Below are 18,777 nucleotides of genomic sequence, written 5' to 3'. Positions count from 1 at the left end.
GCTAATTGGTTTTAAGTATTTTACCTATTGAACCTGTTTTATTTGGAAATAATTTATAGATATAATTGGGGCTTATATGCAACTCTTTTCTATGCGAAACATAAATAATAGCCGTATTAGTTTCTTCTGAAATTTTATTAATTAATTTTGATAATAACTCTGAATCATTGTCATCAAGCCCATTGGTAGGCTCATCTAATATTAATAATGGTGGATGTTTTACCATAGCTCTTGCAATTAAAACCAGTCTTTTATGTCCGTTTGATAAAGACTGAAAACTTTCATCTTTTAACTGAAACATATTTAATACATGTAACCATTCTTGCGCTATACCAATTTGAACATCAGTAGGGCATTTATAAAGTCCAATTGAATCGAGAAAACCCGAAATAATCATATTTTCGATAGTATCTGAACGTTTAAAACCACGTAACATTTCGGATGAAAAGAAACCAATATGTTTTTTAATATCCCAAACCGTTTCTCCACTACCCTTTTTCATCCCAAATAGAGTCATATCTTGTAAAAACCCTTTTGGATTGTCTCCAGAAATCAGTGTTAAAATAGTACTCTTTCCTGAACCATTAGGCCCAATTAGTTGCCAAAATTCATTTGGCTTTATTTCCCAAGAAATATCCTTTAGTATTGGTCTTTCTCCATAGCTAACACTCACATTTTTTAGTTTTACTAAAGTGTTAAAGTTTTTATTTTTTAATTTATAGGGGTTAGGGATGTTCCCAATAAAATTCTCTGAGGTTTTCTTGAAATTTTTAGTAATATCTAACCGCAAGAGCTTACTGTCTTTTAGAACAAACCGCTCTTTTATGAATGGTAAAATATCTCGTTTTCTAGTTGTAATTTGAACTATCAGTAATTCATCGCTTAATTGAATGAGTTTATTTCTAATTTCTGATTGAGATTTTATATCAAGAGAATCAAAAACATTATCTAATATGATATAATCAGGATTTTGTGATAGAATATGGCTTAGTAATGCCTTTTTACGTTCACCTTCAGACGAATTTATAAGGCTGTTTTTGGTTATGGTTTGAACATCAAAATGTCCGTGACGCATTTCTTCTTCTATAAACTTATTTAAAGCTATTTCAGAAAAAACCCCTCCGTTTAAATGGAATAACTCTTTAATAAGTTCTCCAGAAGTAATTTTATTTAAGAGCCTATTTTTATTCTCTTGATTGGATATATATATTGCTAAATGCTTTAGCACAAGATATTATTGCTAGAAATTATAAGTCTTTTGTATGAAAAGGCACTAAGCCATCAATTGGTCTGCGTTCAAAATTACCAACTTTAAAGCCCATTTCGTCTGCCACTTCATTAATTTCTTTTTGTGCAAAATAAGCTATAGAACCTGCAAAATGAACAGGAACTGTTTTTAGTTCCTCTTTAAACTGCATAATCATATTATTAGCAAATAATCTAACACCTTTTTTAATAAGGTTTATGGTGTACTCTGAATCTTTATGCAAAAACATAAACTCTGCAAAATTAGCTAAATATGCATTAGGACTAGGTTGCTTATACAAATTGTATTTAATGAAGTCTGCATCCATATTATACTTACTACCAAAAGCCAATTTTACATTTTCTGGCATGTGATTAAAATAATAATCTCTAATAAGTTGTTTGCCATAATAGTTACCTGAAGCATCATCCATTAGTGAATACCCTAGAGATTTTACACGTTGATGTAACACCTCTCCATCATAATAACTACAGTTAGAACCTGTACCCAAAATACATACAACTGCTGCTTCTTTAGGGTGATTTATAGTAGAGTATACTGCAGCTAAAGTATCTTCATTAACTTCTATATGTGCATTAATAAATATACTTTTTAAAACAGTTACTAAAAGTTCTCTGGCATTTTCAGTTCCGCATCCTGCACCATAAAAAAAGACGTGAGTTACTTTCTCACTATTATTCTTTAAATCATTACTCTTTTTAATTCTTTTCACTAGCTTTTTTTCTGCAAGAATTGCAGGGTTAAGACCTTTAGTACGAATCTTTTCCAATAATTTATTTCCGTTATTATCTACAGCTAACCAATCTGATTTTGTAGAACCACTATCAACAATTAAAATCATAAGTAATAGAGTTAAAAGATTAATAACATCACGTAAATTTTAAATAAAAAAAACGAAACATTAAAAAGTAAGATCCCGATGATAATCGGGATTAGTTCAACTTTCTATTTTGATTTCATTTTATAAATTTATCAAAATAGAGTTTCACTAAAAAAAATCCATAGCATTAATCAACAAATTAATGCTATGGAAATATATTAATAATTTACTATATAGAACCTATATGTTGAGCTAAATCAACTAATTTAGTTGAATATCCAAACTCATTATCATACCAAGATACTAATTTTACAAAATTATCATTTAATGCCATACTTGCGTTAGCATCGAATACACTTGTTCTTGGCTCAGACACGAAATCTTGTGATACTACACCTTCTTCAGTATAGCCTAAAACACCTTTTAATTCATTTTCAGAAGCATCCTTTAAGGCCGCTTTAACTTCATCCCAAGAGGCACTTTTTTCTAAACGACACGTTAAATCTACAACAGATACATCAACAGTAGGTACTCTGAAAGCCATACCTGTTAATTTTCCGTTTAATTCAGGAATTACTTTCCCAACAGCTTTAGCTGCTCCAGTTGAAGCTGGTACAATGTTATTTAAAGATGCACGACCTAATCTGTAATCTTTTCTAGATGGTCCATCAACTGTAAATTGTGTTGCAGTAGCCGCATGAACAGTTGTCATTAAACCTTCTGCAATCCCAAATTTATCGTTAATTACTTTAGCTAATGGTGCTAAACAGTTAGTTGTACAAGACGCGTTAGATACAATAGTATCAGCAGCAGTAATGTCTTTATGGTTTACTCCCATTACAAACATTGGCGCATCTGCAGATGGTGCAGAAATAGCAACCTTCTTAGCTCCAGCTTTAATGTGCTTACCAGCACCTTCTATACTTGTAAAGATACCTGTACAATCTAAAACAACCTCCGCTCCAACGGCATCCCATTTTAAATCTTCAGGGTTACGCTCTGCAGTAATTCTTATTTCTTTTCCGTTAACAACTAAGTTACCGTTGTTGGTTGAAATAGTTCCATCAAACTGCCCGTGAACAGAATCGAACTTTAATAAATAAGCTAAATGATCTACATCTAACAAATCGTTTATTCCTACTACTTCAATATCTGGTCTTGAAGCTGCTACTCTAAAAGCAATTCTACCTATTCTACCAAATCCGTTAATTCCTAATTTTAATTTTGACATATTCTTGTTTATAAATGTTAAATGCTCATGATATCTGAGACACGCAATAATTCTAAATTTATTTTTGTTTTTCCTTTTATAGCCATTTCTAATGGTGTTAATTCCATATTACCACTTATCAAACCTACCATGAAGTTTGTTTTTCCTTCTAACATAGACTCTACAGCTTTCACGCCCATTCTACTTGCCAGCACACGATCAAAACACGAAGGGCTTCCTCCTCGTTGCATATGACCAAGAACTGATACTCTTACATCGTAGCCTTCCATATTTTCGTCAACATAGTCTTTAAGCTCAAAAATATTTTTTCCTATTTTATCGCCTTCAGCTACAATAACTATACTAGATGTTTTTCCAGAGGTTCTACTTTTATTTAATGAATCTACCAATCTATCTAAACCTAAATCTTCTTCTGGTATTAAAATCTCTTCAGCTCCACCTGCTATACCAACATTAAGTGCTATATGACCAACATCGCGCCCCATAACTTCAATAAAGAATAATCTGTTATGTGAACTTGCTGTATCTCGAATTTTATCAATAGCATCAACCACAGTATTCAAAGCGGTATCAAATCCAAGTGTATGTGATGTACCGACAATATCGTTATCAATGGTACCTGGAATTCCCATAACTGGAAAACCAAACTCCTCATTAAATATCATAGCTCCAGTAAACGATCCATCTCCACCAACAACCACTAAACCTTCAATTTCATTTTGTACTAATTTCTCAAAAGCCTTTTGCCTTCCTTCTTTAGTTCTAAATTCTTTAGATCGTGCTGATTTTAAAATGGTGCCTCCTTTATTTATTATTCCTCTTACACTTCGGGCATCCATTTGTTTGAAATCGCCTTCTATCAAGCCTTCATATCCACGGTATACACCTACGCATTCTATATTATGATACGCACATGTTCTAACTACAGAACGAATGGCTGCATTCATTCCTGGAGAATCACCTCCAGAGGTTAAAACTGCTATTTTTTTTATCGCCTTCGACATTAATTTCTATATTTAATAAGGTAAAATTACTAAACAAAACTCATATATCTATAGCATTTACAGTAAATTACCAGTACTCTTAAAACTATAACGTTTTAGTTGATAAAAAAAAGTTAATGGTGTGAAAAACAGTGTAAAAAAGCTACTATTTTTTTGAAGAAGACTTGAATGAAATATATTCTGGAGTAGATTTTTTGGCTTCTTTTTGTGTAGATTCTTCTGTAGCTGTTTCTACTTTTTTAGATTTTTTAAAGAGCTTCCTAATAAGTTCTTTAAACGTATCAAAATCTACATTATATGAAAGACCAACACCTTGAGTATAACCTATTGCTTCGCCAAAATTTCTAATACTATTTTCCCTATTAAATACTTTTGCAGTAAGTGTTCCTTCTTCATTAAGTAGAAAATCAATTTCAACATCACCAGCAATTACAGTTTCTGTTGCTCCACCAACTGGCACACCAACTTTACCATTTATTAAAACACGGTCGCTAATTTGGGTTTGTAAGGTTACCCCAAACCGATCATCAGTTTGATAATCCGGTCTATTTTGTCCTGCTTCATAATTTAAACCTACATTAACTTTGCTATCATCAGAAGTGAAAATACCGTTAATAATACCATTAAGACGTTCAGCAATAGTACCTGAGGCGTTTAAAGCATTAAGACCACTTGAAAAAGAACCTGTTGATACTAAAAATAGTGCTTGAGTATCTCGTTCATCTTTAGATTCTAAACGGTAATTAAGCTCTGATTTTATTGTTGAATTTACATTAGGGAATTCAAAACTAAATTCAGGTTTTGGCTGTTCTAAATCTCCAGTAATAGCAATGTTTAATTCTACAGGGATGCTTCTATTAATAGGATTATCTAACAAAGGTGAGGGATTAGCCTGTGTTTTATATATGGCACGCATGTTAATTATGGCGTCAAGCGGATCGCCTTCCCAAGCAATGGTACCTCCAGGCTGCACTATAAATTCCTTTTGGATTATGCCACCATAAGCAAAATTATAAACGCCTTCAAATACCGCAAAATCTCCCCACATATTAAATTTATTGTTTGTGTTTATTTCAATTAAAAGACCTCCTATTCCTCGTCCTTTTAATGAATGTCCTGTATCTTTATCTATAATAATTTCAACTTCAGCATCCTCAGTAACATCTAAATCAAAGGCAAGTTCAAGTCCTTTTATTTCCTCGAAGACAACTTCTACTCCTTTCTTTCTGGCTTCTTTTTCTTCTTTTGTTATAAAATGAATGTATGTATTATCACCAAACGATTCAGCATCACTCAAAGGGATTTTAAATACTGTACCTCGTTTAGTTTCTCCAACAACACTTATAACTAATTGCTCGGTAGGCCCATAAATACTTGCTCTTCCTCCTATAAAACCTGTACCATAATAGAGTGACTCTTCAGATTCTTCTGTATCTAAAACTAATAAGCGAGGTGTTGTAATATTTAAGCCTAAGTTCCAATTTGAAAAATTGACATGACTTAGAGTGCCATTTAATAAGCCTTTAGAACTATACTTTGTATCCGTTAATCTTACGTTATTAAAAATAAAACTTTGGTCTTTTAAGGTTACTGAAGCATTGGTATTAAAATCATAATCCACATTAAGATAGGGAATTCCTAAACCTCCATTCTTGAGAATTAAATCCCCGTTTATATCTGGTTTTCTAAGATCTCCAACGACTTTAACATTACCATTAGCTTCACCTCGAATATCTGACAGAACACCATCCAATAGTGGATTTAACGGGAACAAATTAAACGCATTAAAATCAAGTGTTACATCAATTGTTGATTGCTTTCCTGAAACAAAAATATTCCCTTTTGCGCCAAAGGATCTTGTTATATCATTTTTAATGGTAGCATCTACACTATAATTGGTGAGTGATTCATTCCCCGTTATGGTAGCATCAAAAGAGCCTAACAAGAAATCATTAACCATAAAATCGTCAATAACAATGGTTGAATTTGGAAGATAGCTTCCGTTTTTTTGTAATACATCTAATTTACCATTAACATTCCCTGCGAGGGATAAACTATCTATATCTGGTGTTATTTTAGCTAAATCAACGTTTGTGAAATTTAACTTGATATCTTTTTGTGTAGAATCTTTAACAAACCCGGACAGTTTAATTTCTTCGTTGTTATGATTAACCCTAAACTTATCAACTTTAAATTTTGTAAGCTTCTTATCAAAGGATATTTTGTGAAACTTATCTTGGTTTTCATTAATATACCACTTGTTATTTTTTATGGTAACATCAGATTGTTTGAAGCCAACCACCGATTCGTTTTCATCATTTATGGTATGATAAAAACTTAAATTAAAAACATCATTATTACGTTTTCCTCCACTAAATTCAGAACGCATAAATAAGGTGTCATTTACAGTAACGTTTATTAAATTAAACTTTGAAACATCATAATATTTAGTGTTCAAACTATCAATTTCTATATAAGTATTAAATAATGGGTTACTATTATCCACTTGTAATTCAATATTATTGGCGAAATTATCTAAGAATTTTATTTTAGGCGATTTAAAAGTTAGTTTAAAATTCTTCTCGTCACTTTCCACTCGCCCTCTAATGAAGGTGTTTTTCGCAAGTTCTATCTCAGGATAAATAACTTCAACAATTTTATTGTAAATTCTAAAGTTAAAGTCTATACTCTGGTTGCTATCAACTTCATGCGGGATATAATTTGTATATATATGTCCAATAGAATTCTCAAACAACTTTTTTAAATCCTTCATAAAGAAGCGCCCTTTAAATGCTCCTTGAATAATATCTGGAGAATTGAATTCTACAAAACGCATATCTTTTTCGAAGTGAGAGGACACATCAAACTTTTCAAAATAATAGGTGTCATTTTCGTTTTTATACATTGTGTTGCTGAATGCTATTTTACCAAAAGCATCATCAAGACTACTACTATTCATATTCATTTTAACCTTACTTTTAAAAATAGATATACTATCTTTCTTTATAAAATTAAGCGTGTTTAGATTAGCATAATCAACTACAGCTTCAAAATCATATTTTCTTACTGCTTCTGAAAAATCTACTAAACCTGTAAAATTTAGTTGAAGGTTTTTATCATTCACGTTTAGGTTTCCATCAAAAATTCTATTTTTTACGTTACCTGCTACTTTTACATTTTGATAATTATAGTTATTATAAACCAATTGAAAAATATCTCCTTTTACTTTAGTATCTACATTTTCAGCAATAAACCCTTTTCCATTAACATCAAAATCTAAAGACCCGATTCCTACGTTTGGATCATTTAAAAATATACCAAAATCAAACTCCTTAAAAATTATTTTACCTTTATAATCAGCATTATCAATATCATTGATTTTTGTGATTTCTAAATTTGAATCAACAAAACCTAACTCGGTATCAATTTCAATATCTGCTATAACTTTTGAAGATGTTACTTGAGAATTTCCAACTATGGTAAAATAACCCAATCGATCAAAAGCTGTTGGTATGGCTTCCCCAAGAACGTTTGGCAATAATGCTTTTAAATCTTTATATGTTGAAGATAGATTGCTGAAATGTCCATTCATATAAAAATTATCAGCTTCTTTGTTAAATAAGTTTTTAAAATTGATATTACCAGAAACTCTTGTAGTGTAGTTTGTATTTAACTTTAAATTACTTGTGTGCAAATCGTTTAAAGTGCCAGATAAGTCTGCACTAAATTTTGCGTGTTGATTAACTCCAAATTCATTATAAAATGTATTGAGCTCATCTAATAAAACGCTTGAGTCTTTAAAACTCGCAGCTACTTGTACCTTATCAACAAAATATTGTAAATCTTCTCGTTCATAAGAAAATTTTAAATCACCTTTTAAAACAGAACCAGGAGTTTTTATTTGGAGATTAGCGAATGTCATGTCTTGCAAGGTATATGCAAAGTTGGTCATCATATTTTTCATAACCAACCCTCTACTATCTTTAAATGACAGGGTGTTTATTCTAGCACTTACATCGCTACCGTTTATAAGAAAGTTGGTAGCATTAATATTTAAATCATCAAAATGAAGCACATTTATGGTTTCTCGATTTTCATCTGATAGCGAAAAAACCCCATCATAAATAGAAACATCACTTGAGGATAATAAAAAACTGCTTTTCCCAGTTCTTGGGTTATCATCTTCAAATCTATTTACAAAAATATCAAGATTTGTTTCAGAGGAACCTTCATAGGTTTTGATATTAAATATGAGTTTTTCAATATCAATATCACCAAATTCTAAATTTCCTTTATATAAATTTCTGAAATTTAAAATAGACGTATTAAGTTCTTTAATGCTTATAAGCGTATCTTTTTTGTAATCTTCAATGCAAATATTTTTAATTTCTACATCGCCATTAAATTGCAAACTAACTCGATCAATGTTAATATTGGTTTTAAAGTCTTCATTCAACATTTTTGTTAAACGTTTACCTAGACTTGTCTGAACAGCAGGAATAGACAGCATTAACACCAATATGATGAATAACAATAACAGAATACCTGCTATTTTTGATAGTATTTTTAGAAATTTTTTGATGCCCTTAAAGTTATAACTTTATTAAGAATAAACTACTTTTGTAGTTACGCGTAAAAGTAACGATTGAGATGTCTATTCTTTTTCAAAATTAACAATTATTGTGCCTAAAATTTATTAATGTCTTCACAAAATATTTACATTCTTGGAATTGAGTCGTCTTGCGATGATACAGCGGCTTCTGTAATGCACAACGGACGCATTTTAAGCAATGTTGTTGCAAGCCAAAAAATACATGCTGAATATGGTGGTGTTGTACCAGAATTAGCCTCTAGGGCGCATCAGCAAAATATTGTTCCTGTGGTGCATCAAGCCATAAAAATAGCAGGTATTAGTAAAGCACAATTAAATGCGATAGCCTTTACCAAAGGTCCCGGATTAATGGGGAGTTTACTGGTAGGAACATCATTTGCAAAATCTTTGGCCTATGGTTTAAAGATTCCTTTAATTGATGTGAACCACATGCAAGGGCATATTTTGGCACATTTTATTGATGAAGATGGTTTTGAAAAACCACCCTTTCCGTTTTTAGCTATGACCATTTCTGGTGGGCATACGCAAATTGTTAGAGTAGATAACTATTTTGACATGACTGTAATTGGAGAAACTATTGATGATGCCGTTGGTGAAGCTTTCGATAAGAGTGGAAAAATTTTAGGTTTGGGGTATCCGGCTGGACCAGAAATTGACAAACGCGCAGCATTGGGAAATCCAAAGGCATTTCAATTTACAAAACCAAAAGTTGATGGTTTAAACTTTAGCTTTTCTGGATTTAAAACTGCGGTGCTTTATTTTGTTCAGCGAGAAGTTAAAGCTAATCCTAATTTCATTCAAGAGAACTTAAATGACATTTGTGCCTCTATTCAATATACTATTATTGGTATTTTGATTGACAAATTAAAACTTGCAACAAAGCAAACTGGAATACAACATATTGCTATTGGTGGTGGCGTTTCTGCTAATTCTGGAATACGACAAGCTTTAAAAGATGGAGAACAAAAATTTGGTTGGAAAACTTACATCCCGAAATTTGAATTTACCACCGATAATGCTGCTATGATTGCTATTGTTGGTTATTTAAAGTTCTTAGAAGGTGATTTTGCTGAACAGGATGTTGTGGCTTCGGCTCGGTTGAAGATTTAGGTAGCCACTAATATTTTCTAGATTCAAAGTTATAAACAACACATTCTTAAAAACTTATTTTTACAATACCCTCAGGTTTTATCAATACACTTAAATTTGAAATTGAATTTAAAACCTACAATATGTTTAAAAACTTACTTATTCTATTTTTTATTGGCACAACATCAATTTTTACGGCTCAAACTTCAACAAAAGAGGAACTTCAAATTCTTGAAACACCAGAGCAAGTTGAAGGCTATTTAGAAGCTAAAAACTCAAAAAATAATAAATTAATTACTTTTAATGAAGAAAAGCACAAAACTATTTTAGCAAAAGAACTCTTTACGCTAAGTATTGGAGAAACAAGAGTTAATGAAAACGAGTTTGAAAAAACGTTTTATAAAGTTATTAAAAAAACTAAAAACACGTACTATAGAGTAGCTTACATCTATTTAGATGGGACTAAATACGGCGCTAAGGAAATTGATAAACTCAGAGATAAAATAATAGCTCAATATCATGAAGGTGCTCCATTTGGCTTTTTAGCAAAACAGTATTCTATGGATGAAAATGCTAATAAAGGTGGTGATTTAGGTTGGTTCCTAAAAAGTGATATGCATTCCGATTTTGAAAATGAAGTTGTTAACGAAAATCATGAATTGAATGCGGTTTTCACTATTGACATTCCTTCTAAAAATTGGTACTATGTGGTTTTAAAAACTCATGAACCAAAAGATATTTCAGAAATTGAAGTTTTAAAAATTGTTGAAACCAAAGAATAATGCAACTTTTCTATAGTCCAGATATAAACGAAAATACGACACAATTTACTTTTGAAAGAGAAGAAAGTAAACATATTGTTAAAGTATTACGCAAAAACATTGGTGACACGTTGCATATTACAAATGGTGAAGGTTGGTTGTTTACTGCTGAAATTTCTGTGCCAAATATCAATAAATGTGTTGCTAAAATTATTTCAAAAGAACTTCAACCAAAGCGAGGCTATAAATTGCATCTGGCCGTTGCTCCAACAAAAATGAACGACCGCTACGAATGGTTTTTAGAAAAAGCTACCGAAATTGGGATAGACAGCATCACCCCAATTATTTGCGATCATAGTGAACGAAAACTGATTAAACCGGAACGTTTTGGGCGTATTTTACAATCGTCTATGAAACAATCATTAAATTGCTATTTACCAAAACTGAATAACGCGATTTCCTTTCAAGACTTTATAAATCAAGATTTTGAAAGTGATCTTTTTATTGCGCATTGTGAAGAAACCGACAGAAAATCTTTAAAGCAACAACTAAACCCAAAAACAGATATTACTATTTTAATTGGACCAGAAGGTGATTTTTCTGTTAAAGAAATAACAGAAGCACTTAAAAATAATTTTATTCCTGTAACTTTGGGAGAAACAAGATTACGCACTGAAACTGCCGCTATAGTGGCCTGTCATTCAGTAGCCTTTACAAACGAAGCCCATAATGGGCAATAATTTATTTAATGAAATTAATTATCTCTTTATTCTTTTGTCTATTTTCTATATTCTCTTACACACAGGATTTAGCCATTTTAAAATACAAAGGTGGTGGTGATTGGTATGGCAACCCTACTGCTCTGCCAAATCTTATTAAATTTTGCAATGAGAACATCAACACTAAAATAAATCCTAAACCTCAAACGGTTGAAGTTGGTAGCTCTGATATCTTTCAGTTTCCATTTCTGCACATGACTGGTCATGGCAATGTGTTTTTTAGCGAAACCGATGCCGAAAACTTACGTAATTATCTAATTTCTGGTGGGTTTTTACATATTGACGACAACTATGGTATGGAACCTTATATAACAAAAGAACTTAAAAAAGTATTTCCAGATAAAGATTTAGTTGAATTACCTAAAAATCATGCTATTTTTAATATTGAATATAAATTCCCAAACGGTTTACCAAAAATACATGAACATGATGGAAAACGTCCTCAAGCATATGGGCTTTTTCAGGAAAACAGACTCATATTATTATTCACTTACGAAAGTGATTTAGGAGATGGATGGGAAGATGCCGAAGTCCATAACGACCCTGCTGATGTTAGAGAAAAAGCGCTTAAAATGGGTGCTAATATTGTGAAATATGCTTTTGAAAACTAAATTAATTTCAGAATTACGATTTACAATTTTCGATTGTAATTCGTAAATCATAAGTCAAAAATAGTAAATCAATTGCAACTCACCCATTACAATACCAACTTCAAAAAACATACCTTTCCAATCACTTTAATTTGTGATAATGTTACCAATGCACCAAACATTGGAAGCTTATTTCGAATCGCTGATGCTTTTGGAATTGAAAAACTTTTTCTTTGTGGTGATAATATTTTGTTAGGTCGAAAAATGGCAAAAACCTCGAGAGCTACAGAAAAAGTAGTGCGTTATGAAATTAAAAATGATGCTTCAAAAGTAGTTGAAGATTTAAAAAACAAAAACTATCAAATCATTTCATTAGAAATAACAAACGTAAGTCGCGCCATTCACAGTTTTCAATTTTCAACAGAAAAACCAATCGCATTAATTATTGGTGATGAAAATTTTGGTGTTTCAGAACATATTTTAAATCTCTCGGATGCTATCATTCATATTGAAATGTTTGGGCAAAATAGTAGTATGAACGTAGTACAAGCCACCAATATTGCATTATATGAAATAACTAAACAGCTTTTATAAACAATTCCTATATTTACTTTATGAATTCTAACGCCATCTCTAACGGTATTTTAAAAGCTATTGGTATCATATTGGGCATCGCTTTATTGCTTTTCTTTTTATACCAAATACAATCTGTAATTGGCTATGTAGCCATAGCTGCAGTAATTTCTTTAATTGGCAGACCTATTGTTTTATTCTTAGAACGCAGATTAAAATTTAAAAACACCATTGCAGTTATTGTAGCCATGGTACTTTTATTAGGAATATTTATTGGTTTAGTTGGTCTATTCATTCCATTAGTTATAAAACAAGGACAAAATTTATCCTTATTAAATATTGAAGAACTTCAAACAAACATTGAAAATCTATATAGCGAAATTATAACGTACTTTGATTTACATCAAATAGATGTAGAGCAATCTTTAAAAGAATCTAACTTACTTTCTAAAATAGATTTTTCATTAATACCCAATTTTTTAAACTCGGTAATTAGTGGTTTAGGCAGCTTTAGTATTGGATTATTTTCAGTATTATTTATATCATTTTTCTTTTTAAAAGACAGTAGGTTATTTGAAAATGGAATTTTAACATTTATACCAGATAATAAAGAATCTCGATGGAAAACATCCTCTACAAAAATCAAAGATTTACTTTCTAGATACTTTGTGGGTCTTATATTTCAAATACTAATTCTATTCATTATTTATACCATTGGGTTACTTATTATTGGTGTTGAAAATGCTATTGTGATTGCTTTTTTATGTGCGCTTTTAAACTTAATTCCATACGTTGGTCCATTAGTAGGAATGTTTTTAATGCTTACTCTAACTATGACAAGCAACCTTGGAGAATCATTTAGTAATGTTATTTTGCCTAAAACATTCTGGGTATTTATAGTTTTTATGATTGGTCAATTGGTTGACAATTTTGGAAGTCAGCCTATCATTTTCTCAAAAAGTGTAAAATCGCATCCTCTTGAAATTTTCTTGGTTATCTTAATTACAGGCATTTTGTTTGGTGTTATTGGTTTAATAATTGCTGTGCCTGCTTATACTGCTCTAAAAGTTATTCTAAAAGCATTTTTATCTGAAAATAAGATTGTAAAAAAACTCACTAAAGACCTTTAAGTTTTATTTTGAATAAAGCTATCTTAAATACTAAAATTCAAGAATTTATAAATTTAAATTTAGATTCTAATGTCAATTCTTTATTACTAAAAGGAATCGCATTTTCAGAAGTGGACACTAAATCAATTATCGAACAAATTGAAGCTAAAAAAAGAAGTAAAACTAAACTCTCTACTTGGTTTTCTACTAAAAATATTTACTTCCCAAACAAACTAAATATTGAGCAAACGTCTTCCGAAACTACAGCAAAATATAAATCGGAATTATTAGAAGGTGATTCTATTATTGATTTAACAGGTGGTTTTGGTGTTGATTGTTTTTACTTTTCTAGGCAGTTTAAAACAGTAAAGCATTGCGAGATAAATGAAACGCTCTCAGAAATTGTTAAGCATAATTTTAATCAATTAAATGTTCAAAATATTGATACTATTCAAACGGATGGTGTTGAATATTTAAAAAATTCATCTCAAACCTATGATTGGATATATATTGACCCTTCAAGACGACACGACAGTAAAGGAAAAGTGTTCTTTTTAAAGGATTGTTTACCAAATGTTCCAGAACATTTAGATGTGCTTTTTAAGCACTCTAAAAATATCATGATTAAAACATCGCCATTGTTAGATATATCTCTTGGTATTAATGAATTAAAATGCGTAAAGAACATTCATGTTGTTGCTGTTAATAATGAAGTTAAAGAATTGCTCTGGGTTTTGGAAGTTGGTTTTAAAGGAAGTATTACTATAGAAACTGTAAATCTTATAAAAAAAGACAAAGACTATTTTAAATTTAATTTGGAAGAAGAAAAGAAAACCGAATCTAAATATAGCTTACCACTCACCTATTTGTACGAGCCAAATGCTGCTATTTTAAAAGCTGGAGCTTTTAATCAAATATCAAAGCAATTACAGGTTTCTAAATTTCATAAACATTCGCATTTATATACTAGTGAATCGCTTATTGATTTTCCTGGACGAGTTTTTAAGATAGAAAAGATAATTCAGTATAATAAAAAGGAGCTTAAAAAAATAGCCATTACTAAGGCCAACATAACTATTCGAAATTTCCCTGAGACAGTTCAACAAATAAGAAAAAAATCAGGAATCAAAGATGGAGGTGATATTTATATGTTTTTTACAACTGATATCAATCATAAAAAAATCATACTAATAACTTCAAAAATAGCTTAAACAAAAAAGCCCCACTATAATTAGTGAAGCCTTTTGTGAGCCCTGCAGGATTCGAACCTGCGACCGCCTCCTTAGAAGGGAGGTGCTCTATCCAGCTGAGCTAAGAGCCCTCAAAGAAAACATTTCTGTTTTCTGGTGTGCAAATATAAAATTAACTATATATCTAACCAAAAGAAATGATTATATATTTAACTAATTTTTTTTATTTATTAAAAATCAAAACATTTACGCATATAACCTTTAAAGAAAAATGATACTTTTAGCAAAATTTACTTTTAAATAAACAGGGAGTTTTTAGTACAAATAATACTCATTATAAAAAAAAGTACTTATAATTAATTCATTACGCACGATATAGCAAAGAAATATAACTATGTACGATATAAAGCTTCAACAGAATTCAAATATTTTAGAAATTGAAAACTCTAAAAATAAACTTTACGCTAAAATTCACCTTAATGACGGTGCGAGTCTGCAAGAATTAACCTTAAACGGTCATGCTATAATACAAAACTTAGCACCTCTAACTTACGATATCACCTATGCTTCATCAATTTTATTCCCTTTTGCAAATAGAATAAAAGACGGTGTTTACACTTATGAAGAGAGAGACTTTCAATTTGAAACCAATCAACAAGAAGAAAATAATGCGCTTCATGGATTAGTTTTCAACAAAACTTTTAAGGTATTAAAGCAAAAGGCCGATAACAATTCAGCTACTATAACTTTAGAGTATGTTGAGAATAATGAATCAAAGGGTTTTCCATATACCTATAGCATTCAATTAACATATATGTTCACGCAAGATGCTGTTAGTTTAAATTTTATTGTAAAAAATACAGATTCTAAACCATTTCCTTTTACAGTTGGATGGCATCCTTATTTTTTAAGCGAGAATCTTCATGAGAGTTCATTAAGTTTTGACTCTACGGAAAAACTTATTATTGGAGATCGAAATATAACAACAGGTATTGAAAATATTAAACCTATTGAAACATTTCAAATTAAAGATCAGCAACTAGATGATTGTTGGATTTTAAAATCTAATCAAATTAAGTTTAATACCCCTAAGTATCAGTTAACAATTGATGCCTCAGAAGAAAATAACTTCATGCAACTCTTTACCCCTCCAAAAGTAAATGCCATTGCTATTGAACCTACCACCGGAGTTTCAGATAGTTTCAATAATAAAATAGGTTTACAAGTTCTAAAATCAAATCACTCTTATGATATAACATGGAGTTTAAAAATAAATTAATATCTAATTCAATACTAAACGAGTGCTTCACTAATTAAATATGTGTAAAACATTCGTTAAAACCCATAAATAAGCTCATTCCTTTTTAAAATGAAGACATACGAAACAACTTTAGTAGTTACAAAAGAACATATAGACGATTTAAACCATGTAAACAATGTACATTATGTGCAATGGGTTCAAGACATAGCAAAAGCACATTGGCAATCAAAAGCATCTGTAGAATTGCAGACTAAATATAGTTGGTTTTTACTCTCTCATTTCATTGAGTATAAGGGTGCTGCTTTTTTAAACGACATTATTAAATTAAAAACTTATATCGCTAAGGCAGAGGGCGTTAAATATACGCGCATTGTTGAGATGTACAACGCAAGCACCAACAAACTACTTGCCAAATCCGAAACTAAATGGTGTTTTATGAACACAAAAACGCAGCGTCCATCAAGAATCCCACTAGAAATTGTCGATTTATTTGATTAATTCCCCAATAACATACTAAATCATAATTACAAAAGTTATATTTTTAGCCTTTAAACTATTGCTTTCAATGAAACGTTATTTATACTTTATTATAACACTAGGATTTTTAATACTTTGGAGTTCATGTCGTAAAGATTTTGAATTCTCTCCAAGTACTGGGAGTTTACAATTTTCAAAAGATACCGTGTATTTAGATACCGTTTTTACCAACATTGGTTCTAGCACTTATAATTTAAAAGTGTACAATAAAAGTGATGATGATATTTCTATTCCTACAGTTCAGTTAGCATTAGGCGAAACTTCTAATTACAGATTAAGTGTTGATGGTATTGCTGGAAAAAGCTTTAATAACATTGAAGTATTAGCAAAAGACAGTTTGTTTATTTTTGTTGAATCGACCATAGACATTAACAACTTCCCTAACCCTGAAGGGACTTATTTATATACTGATCAAATTGAATTTGATACAGGTTCTAATCTTCAAAAAGTTGAACTAGTAACCTTGGTACAAGATGCTGTTTTTATTTATCCAGATAGAGATAATACCACAAAAGTTGTTGAAACTTTAACGCTCGATGTTGGCGGTGAATTGGTTGAAACTGAATTACAAGGACGAGAATTATTACTAACAGAACTCGCTTTTACCAGCGCAAAACCCTATGTAATCTATGGATTTGCTACCGTACCAAATGGAGAAACTTTAACTATTGAAGCGGGTTCTCGTTTACATTTTCATGAAAACTCGGGAATCATCGTTTCTAATGGTGCATCCATTAATGTGAATGGCGCTTATAGCAACGACCGCGACTTACTAGAAAACGAAGTGGTTTTTGAAGGTGACCGTTTAGAACCTGATTTCTCTGAAGTTCCAGGGCAATGGGGAACCATTTGGTTATTAGACGGAAGTATTAATAACACAATAAATTATGCCACTATTAAAAATTCAACCATTGGTATTTTATCCGATGGAAATCCAAATGAAGCTAATGATAAACTTAGCATAACAAATACACAAGTTTATAATTCAAGTAGTTTTGGACTTTTAGGAAGAAATACGTCCATTACCGGAGAAAATGTGGTTATTAATAATTCTGGTTTATCCTCTTTTGCAGGTACTTTAGGCGGAAAATATAATTTTACTCACTCAACTATTGTAAATTATTGGAATAATGGATTTAGACAATTCCCTGCTGTTTTACTCAACAATTTTGTCATAGATGAAAACAACGTTGCCACTATTGCAGATTTAACTGAAGCAAATTTTAACAACTGTATTATCTACGGAAATGATAACCCTGAAATTCTTTTAGATGAAATTGAAGATGCCTCAGTAGTTTTTAATTTTAAGTTTACTAATTGCTTAATTCGTTTTGATGATAATAACAACAACTTTACAGGAGCAAATTATGATTTTAATGACATCTTAAAATATGAGGGCAACATTTTTAATGAAGATCCTAATTTTAAAGATGTCGAGGTAAATGAACTCATAATTGGAGATGATTCTGCTGCTAATGAAAAAGGGTTAGCTACTTTTGCTGCCCAAGTACCTTTTGATATTTTAAATGTGAATAGAACAAGCTCACCTGATTTAGGGGCGTATCAACATATTACTTTTCCAGAGGATGAATAGTGCTCGTAGCTGTTTATTTCAATAATAAATTAATTATATTTATGGGATAACAGTAACAAATAACTTACTATATCCTGACTTATTTTCGGGATAAGAGCACTAATCATATACTTAACGAGGGAATACATTCAGCGAAAAGCTGAACAAAACAACTCACCAACTCCATTGCTCCCACTATTTTGGTGCATGTATTCCATCAACCTGCTAAACCAAATTGCCTTCAGGCTTTTTGTATCTTCGTTCTCATAGCCGAACTGCGTTAGCTGGTTGTTGTGAGCAATTAAAACAAACCAATGAACAAAGATTAATTAGGGCTTGCTGATTTTCATAGTACTTTTAATTTATGATTTTGATACTTAT

15 protein-coding genes and 1 tRNA gene are annotated in these 18,777 nt (G+C 31.0%); 10 read left to right on the top strand and 6 right to left on the bottom strand.

Features of this window, described 5'->3' with window-relative positions; all coding sequences use genetic code 11:
- Position 1 precedes the first annotated feature (1 nt).
- The 5 genes from AAC024_RS10875 to AAC024_RS10855 form a co-directional block, all read right to left on the bottom strand.
- The gene (locus tag AAC024_RS10875) at positions 2 to 1,228 is read right to left on the bottom strand and encodes an ATP-binding cassette domain-containing protein (RefSeq protein ID WP_339895415.1); all 1,227 of its coding nucleotides are present in this window, start codon (positions 1,226 to 1,228) and stop codon (positions 2 to 4) included.
- Positions 1,229 to 1,247: 19 nt separating this feature from the next.
- Positions 1,248 to 2,108 carry an N-acetylglucosamine kinase gene (locus AAC024_RS10870; protein WP_339895414.1) on the bottom strand — a complete coding sequence of 287 codons (861 nt, stop codon included), beginning with the start codon at positions 2,106 to 2,108 and terminating at the stop codon, positions 1,248 to 1,250.
- Positions 2,109 to 2,316: 208 nt separating this feature from the next.
- Complete coding sequence (gene gap / locus AAC024_RS10865; protein WP_339895413.1) at positions 2,317 to 3,318, bottom strand: type I glyceraldehyde-3-phosphate dehydrogenase; 1,002 nt, start codon at positions 3,316 to 3,318, stop codon at positions 2,317 to 2,319.
- Between the two features lie 17 nt (positions 3,319 to 3,335).
- A complete protein-coding gene (gene pfkA / locus AAC024_RS10860) occupies positions 3,336 to 4,322 on the bottom strand; it encodes a 6-phosphofructokinase (protein WP_339895412.1) in 987 nt (328 codons plus the stop codon).
- A gap of 145 nt (positions 4,323 to 4,467) precedes the next feature.
- The gene (locus tag AAC024_RS10855; protein WP_339895411.1) at positions 4,468 to 8,832 is read right to left on the bottom strand and encodes a translocation/assembly module TamB domain-containing protein; all 4,365 of its coding nucleotides are present in this window, start codon (positions 8,830 to 8,832) and stop codon (positions 4,468 to 4,470) included.
- Positions 8,833 to 9,021: 189 nt separating this feature from the next.
- Here AAC024_RS10855 and tsaD point away from each other — a divergent pair, with 189 nt between their 5' ends.
- The 7 genes from tsaD to AAC024_RS10820 all read left to right on the top strand — a co-directional run bounded on the left by tsaD (position 9,022) and on the right by AAC024_RS10820 (position 15,046).
- A complete protein-coding gene (gene tsaD / locus AAC024_RS10850; RefSeq protein ID WP_339895410.1) occupies positions 9,022 to 10,044 on the top strand; it encodes a tRNA (adenosine(37)-N6)-threonylcarbamoyltransferase complex transferase subunit TsaD in 1,023 nt (340 codons plus the stop codon).
- 122 nt (positions 10,045 to 10,166) lie between these two features.
- Positions 10,167 to 10,805 (top strand): peptidylprolyl isomerase, encoded by a 639-nt coding sequence (locus AAC024_RS10845; RefSeq protein ID WP_339895409.1) that lies wholly within the window; start codon positions 10,167 to 10,169, stop codon positions 10,803 to 10,805.
- Entirely contained in the window at positions 10,805 to 11,524 is a 720-nt protein-coding gene (locus tag AAC024_RS10840) for a 16S rRNA (uracil(1498)-N(3))-methyltransferase (protein WP_339895408.1), read from the top strand. Before AAC024_RS10845 ends, AAC024_RS10840 begins: the two co-directional genes overlap by 1 nt.
- Before the next feature lie 8 nt (positions 11,525 to 11,532).
- A complete protein-coding gene (locus AAC024_RS10835; RefSeq protein ID WP_339895407.1) occupies positions 11,533 to 12,174 on the top strand; it encodes a DUF4159 domain-containing protein in 642 nt (213 codons plus the stop codon).
- Between the two features lie 72 nt (positions 12,175 to 12,246).
- Positions 12,247 to 12,747 (top strand): TrmH family RNA methyltransferase, encoded by a 501-nt coding sequence (locus AAC024_RS10830; RefSeq protein WP_339895406.1) that lies wholly within the window; start codon positions 12,247 to 12,249, stop codon positions 12,745 to 12,747.
- 20 nt (positions 12,748 to 12,767) lie between these two features.
- Positions 12,768 to 13,856 carry an AI-2E family transporter gene (locus tag AAC024_RS10825; RefSeq protein WP_339895405.1) on the top strand — a complete coding sequence of 363 codons (1,089 nt, stop codon included), beginning with the start codon at positions 12,768 to 12,770 and terminating at the stop codon, positions 13,854 to 13,856.
- Between the two features lie 8 nt (positions 13,857 to 13,864).
- Positions 13,865 to 15,046 (top strand): RsmD family RNA methyltransferase, encoded by a 1,182-nt coding sequence (locus tag AAC024_RS10820; protein ID WP_339895404.1) that lies wholly within the window; start codon positions 13,865 to 13,867, stop codon positions 15,044 to 15,046.
- A gap of 36 nt (positions 15,047 to 15,082) precedes the next feature.
- Here the strand turns inward: AAC024_RS10820 and AAC024_RS10815 are convergent.
- Positions 15,083 to 15,156: transfer RNA gene (locus tag AAC024_RS10815), tRNA-Arg, on the bottom strand.
- A gap of 263 nt (positions 15,157 to 15,419) precedes the next feature.
- Between AAC024_RS10815 and AAC024_RS10810 the strand changes: the two genes are divergently transcribed.
- The 3 genes from AAC024_RS10810 (at position 15,420) to AAC024_RS10800 (ending at position 18,417) form a co-directional block, all read left to right on the top strand.
- Complete coding sequence (locus tag AAC024_RS10810; RefSeq protein ID WP_339895403.1) at positions 15,420 to 16,304, top strand: aldose 1-epimerase; 885 nt, start codon at positions 15,420 to 15,422, stop codon at positions 16,302 to 16,304.
- Positions 16,305 to 16,394: 90 nt separating this feature from the next.
- A complete protein-coding gene (locus tag AAC024_RS10805; RefSeq protein ID WP_339895402.1) occupies positions 16,395 to 16,784 on the top strand; it encodes a thioesterase family protein in 390 nt (129 codons plus the stop codon).
- A gap of 67 nt (positions 16,785 to 16,851) precedes the next feature.
- A complete protein-coding gene (locus AAC024_RS10800) occupies positions 16,852 to 18,417 on the top strand; it encodes a hypothetical protein (RefSeq protein WP_339895401.1) in 1,566 nt (521 codons plus the stop codon).
- Positions 18,418 to 18,777: the final 360 nt, after the last annotated feature.

Source organism: uncultured Algibacter sp., from assembly GCF_963976535.1.
Taxonomy (GTDB): domain Bacteria; phylum Bacteroidota; class Bacteroidia; order Flavobacteriales; family Flavobacteriaceae; genus Algibacter_B.
The sequence above is the reverse complement of the archived record's forward strand: the minus strand, read 5'-3'. Positions and strand labels throughout refer to the sequence as shown.

What these genes read in the sequence shown, in the direction of transcription:
- AAC024_RS10870 (WP_339895414.1), bottom strand. Translation starts at nt 2,108, where the DNA reads ATGATTTTAATTGTTGATAGTGGTTCTACAAAATCAGATTGGTTAGCT.
- gap (WP_339895413.1), bottom strand. Translation starts at nt 3,318, where the DNA reads ATGTCAAAATTAAAATTAGGAATTAACGGATTTGGTAGAATAGGTAGA.
- pfkA (WP_339895412.1), bottom strand. Translation starts at nt 4,322, where the DNA reads ATGTCGAAGGCGATAAAAAAAATAGCAGTTTTAACCTCTGGAGGTGAT.
- AAC024_RS10855 (WP_339895411.1), bottom strand. Translation starts at nt 8,832, where the DNA reads ATGCTGTCTATTCCTGCTGTTCAGACAAGTCTAGGTAAACGTTTAACA.
- tsaD (WP_339895410.1), top strand. Translation starts at nt 9,022, where the DNA reads ATGTCTTCACAAAATATTTACATTCTTGGAATTGAGTCGTCTTGCGAT.
- AAC024_RS10845 (WP_339895409.1), top strand. Translation starts at nt 10,167, where the DNA reads ATGTTTAAAAACTTACTTATTCTATTTTTTATTGGCACAACATCAATT.
- AAC024_RS10840 (WP_339895408.1), top strand. Translation starts at nt 10,805, where the DNA reads ATGCAACTTTTCTATAGTCCAGATATAAACGAAAATACGACACAATTT.
- AAC024_RS10835 (WP_339895407.1), top strand. Translation starts at nt 11,533, where the DNA reads ATGAAATTAATTATCTCTTTATTCTTTTGTCTATTTTCTATATTCTCT.
- AAC024_RS10825 (WP_339895405.1), top strand. Translation starts at nt 12,768, where the DNA reads ATGAATTCTAACGCCATCTCTAACGGTATTTTAAAAGCTATTGGTATC.
- AAC024_RS10810 (WP_339895403.1), top strand. Translation starts at nt 15,420, where the DNA reads ATGTACGATATAAAGCTTCAACAGAATTCAAATATTTTAGAAATTGAA.
- AAC024_RS10805 (WP_339895402.1), top strand. Translation starts at nt 16,395, where the DNA reads ATGAAGACATACGAAACAACTTTAGTAGTTACAAAAGAACATATAGAC.
- AAC024_RS10800 (WP_339895401.1), top strand. Translation starts at nt 16,852, where the DNA reads ATGAAACGTTATTTATACTTTATTATAACACTAGGATTTTTAATACTT.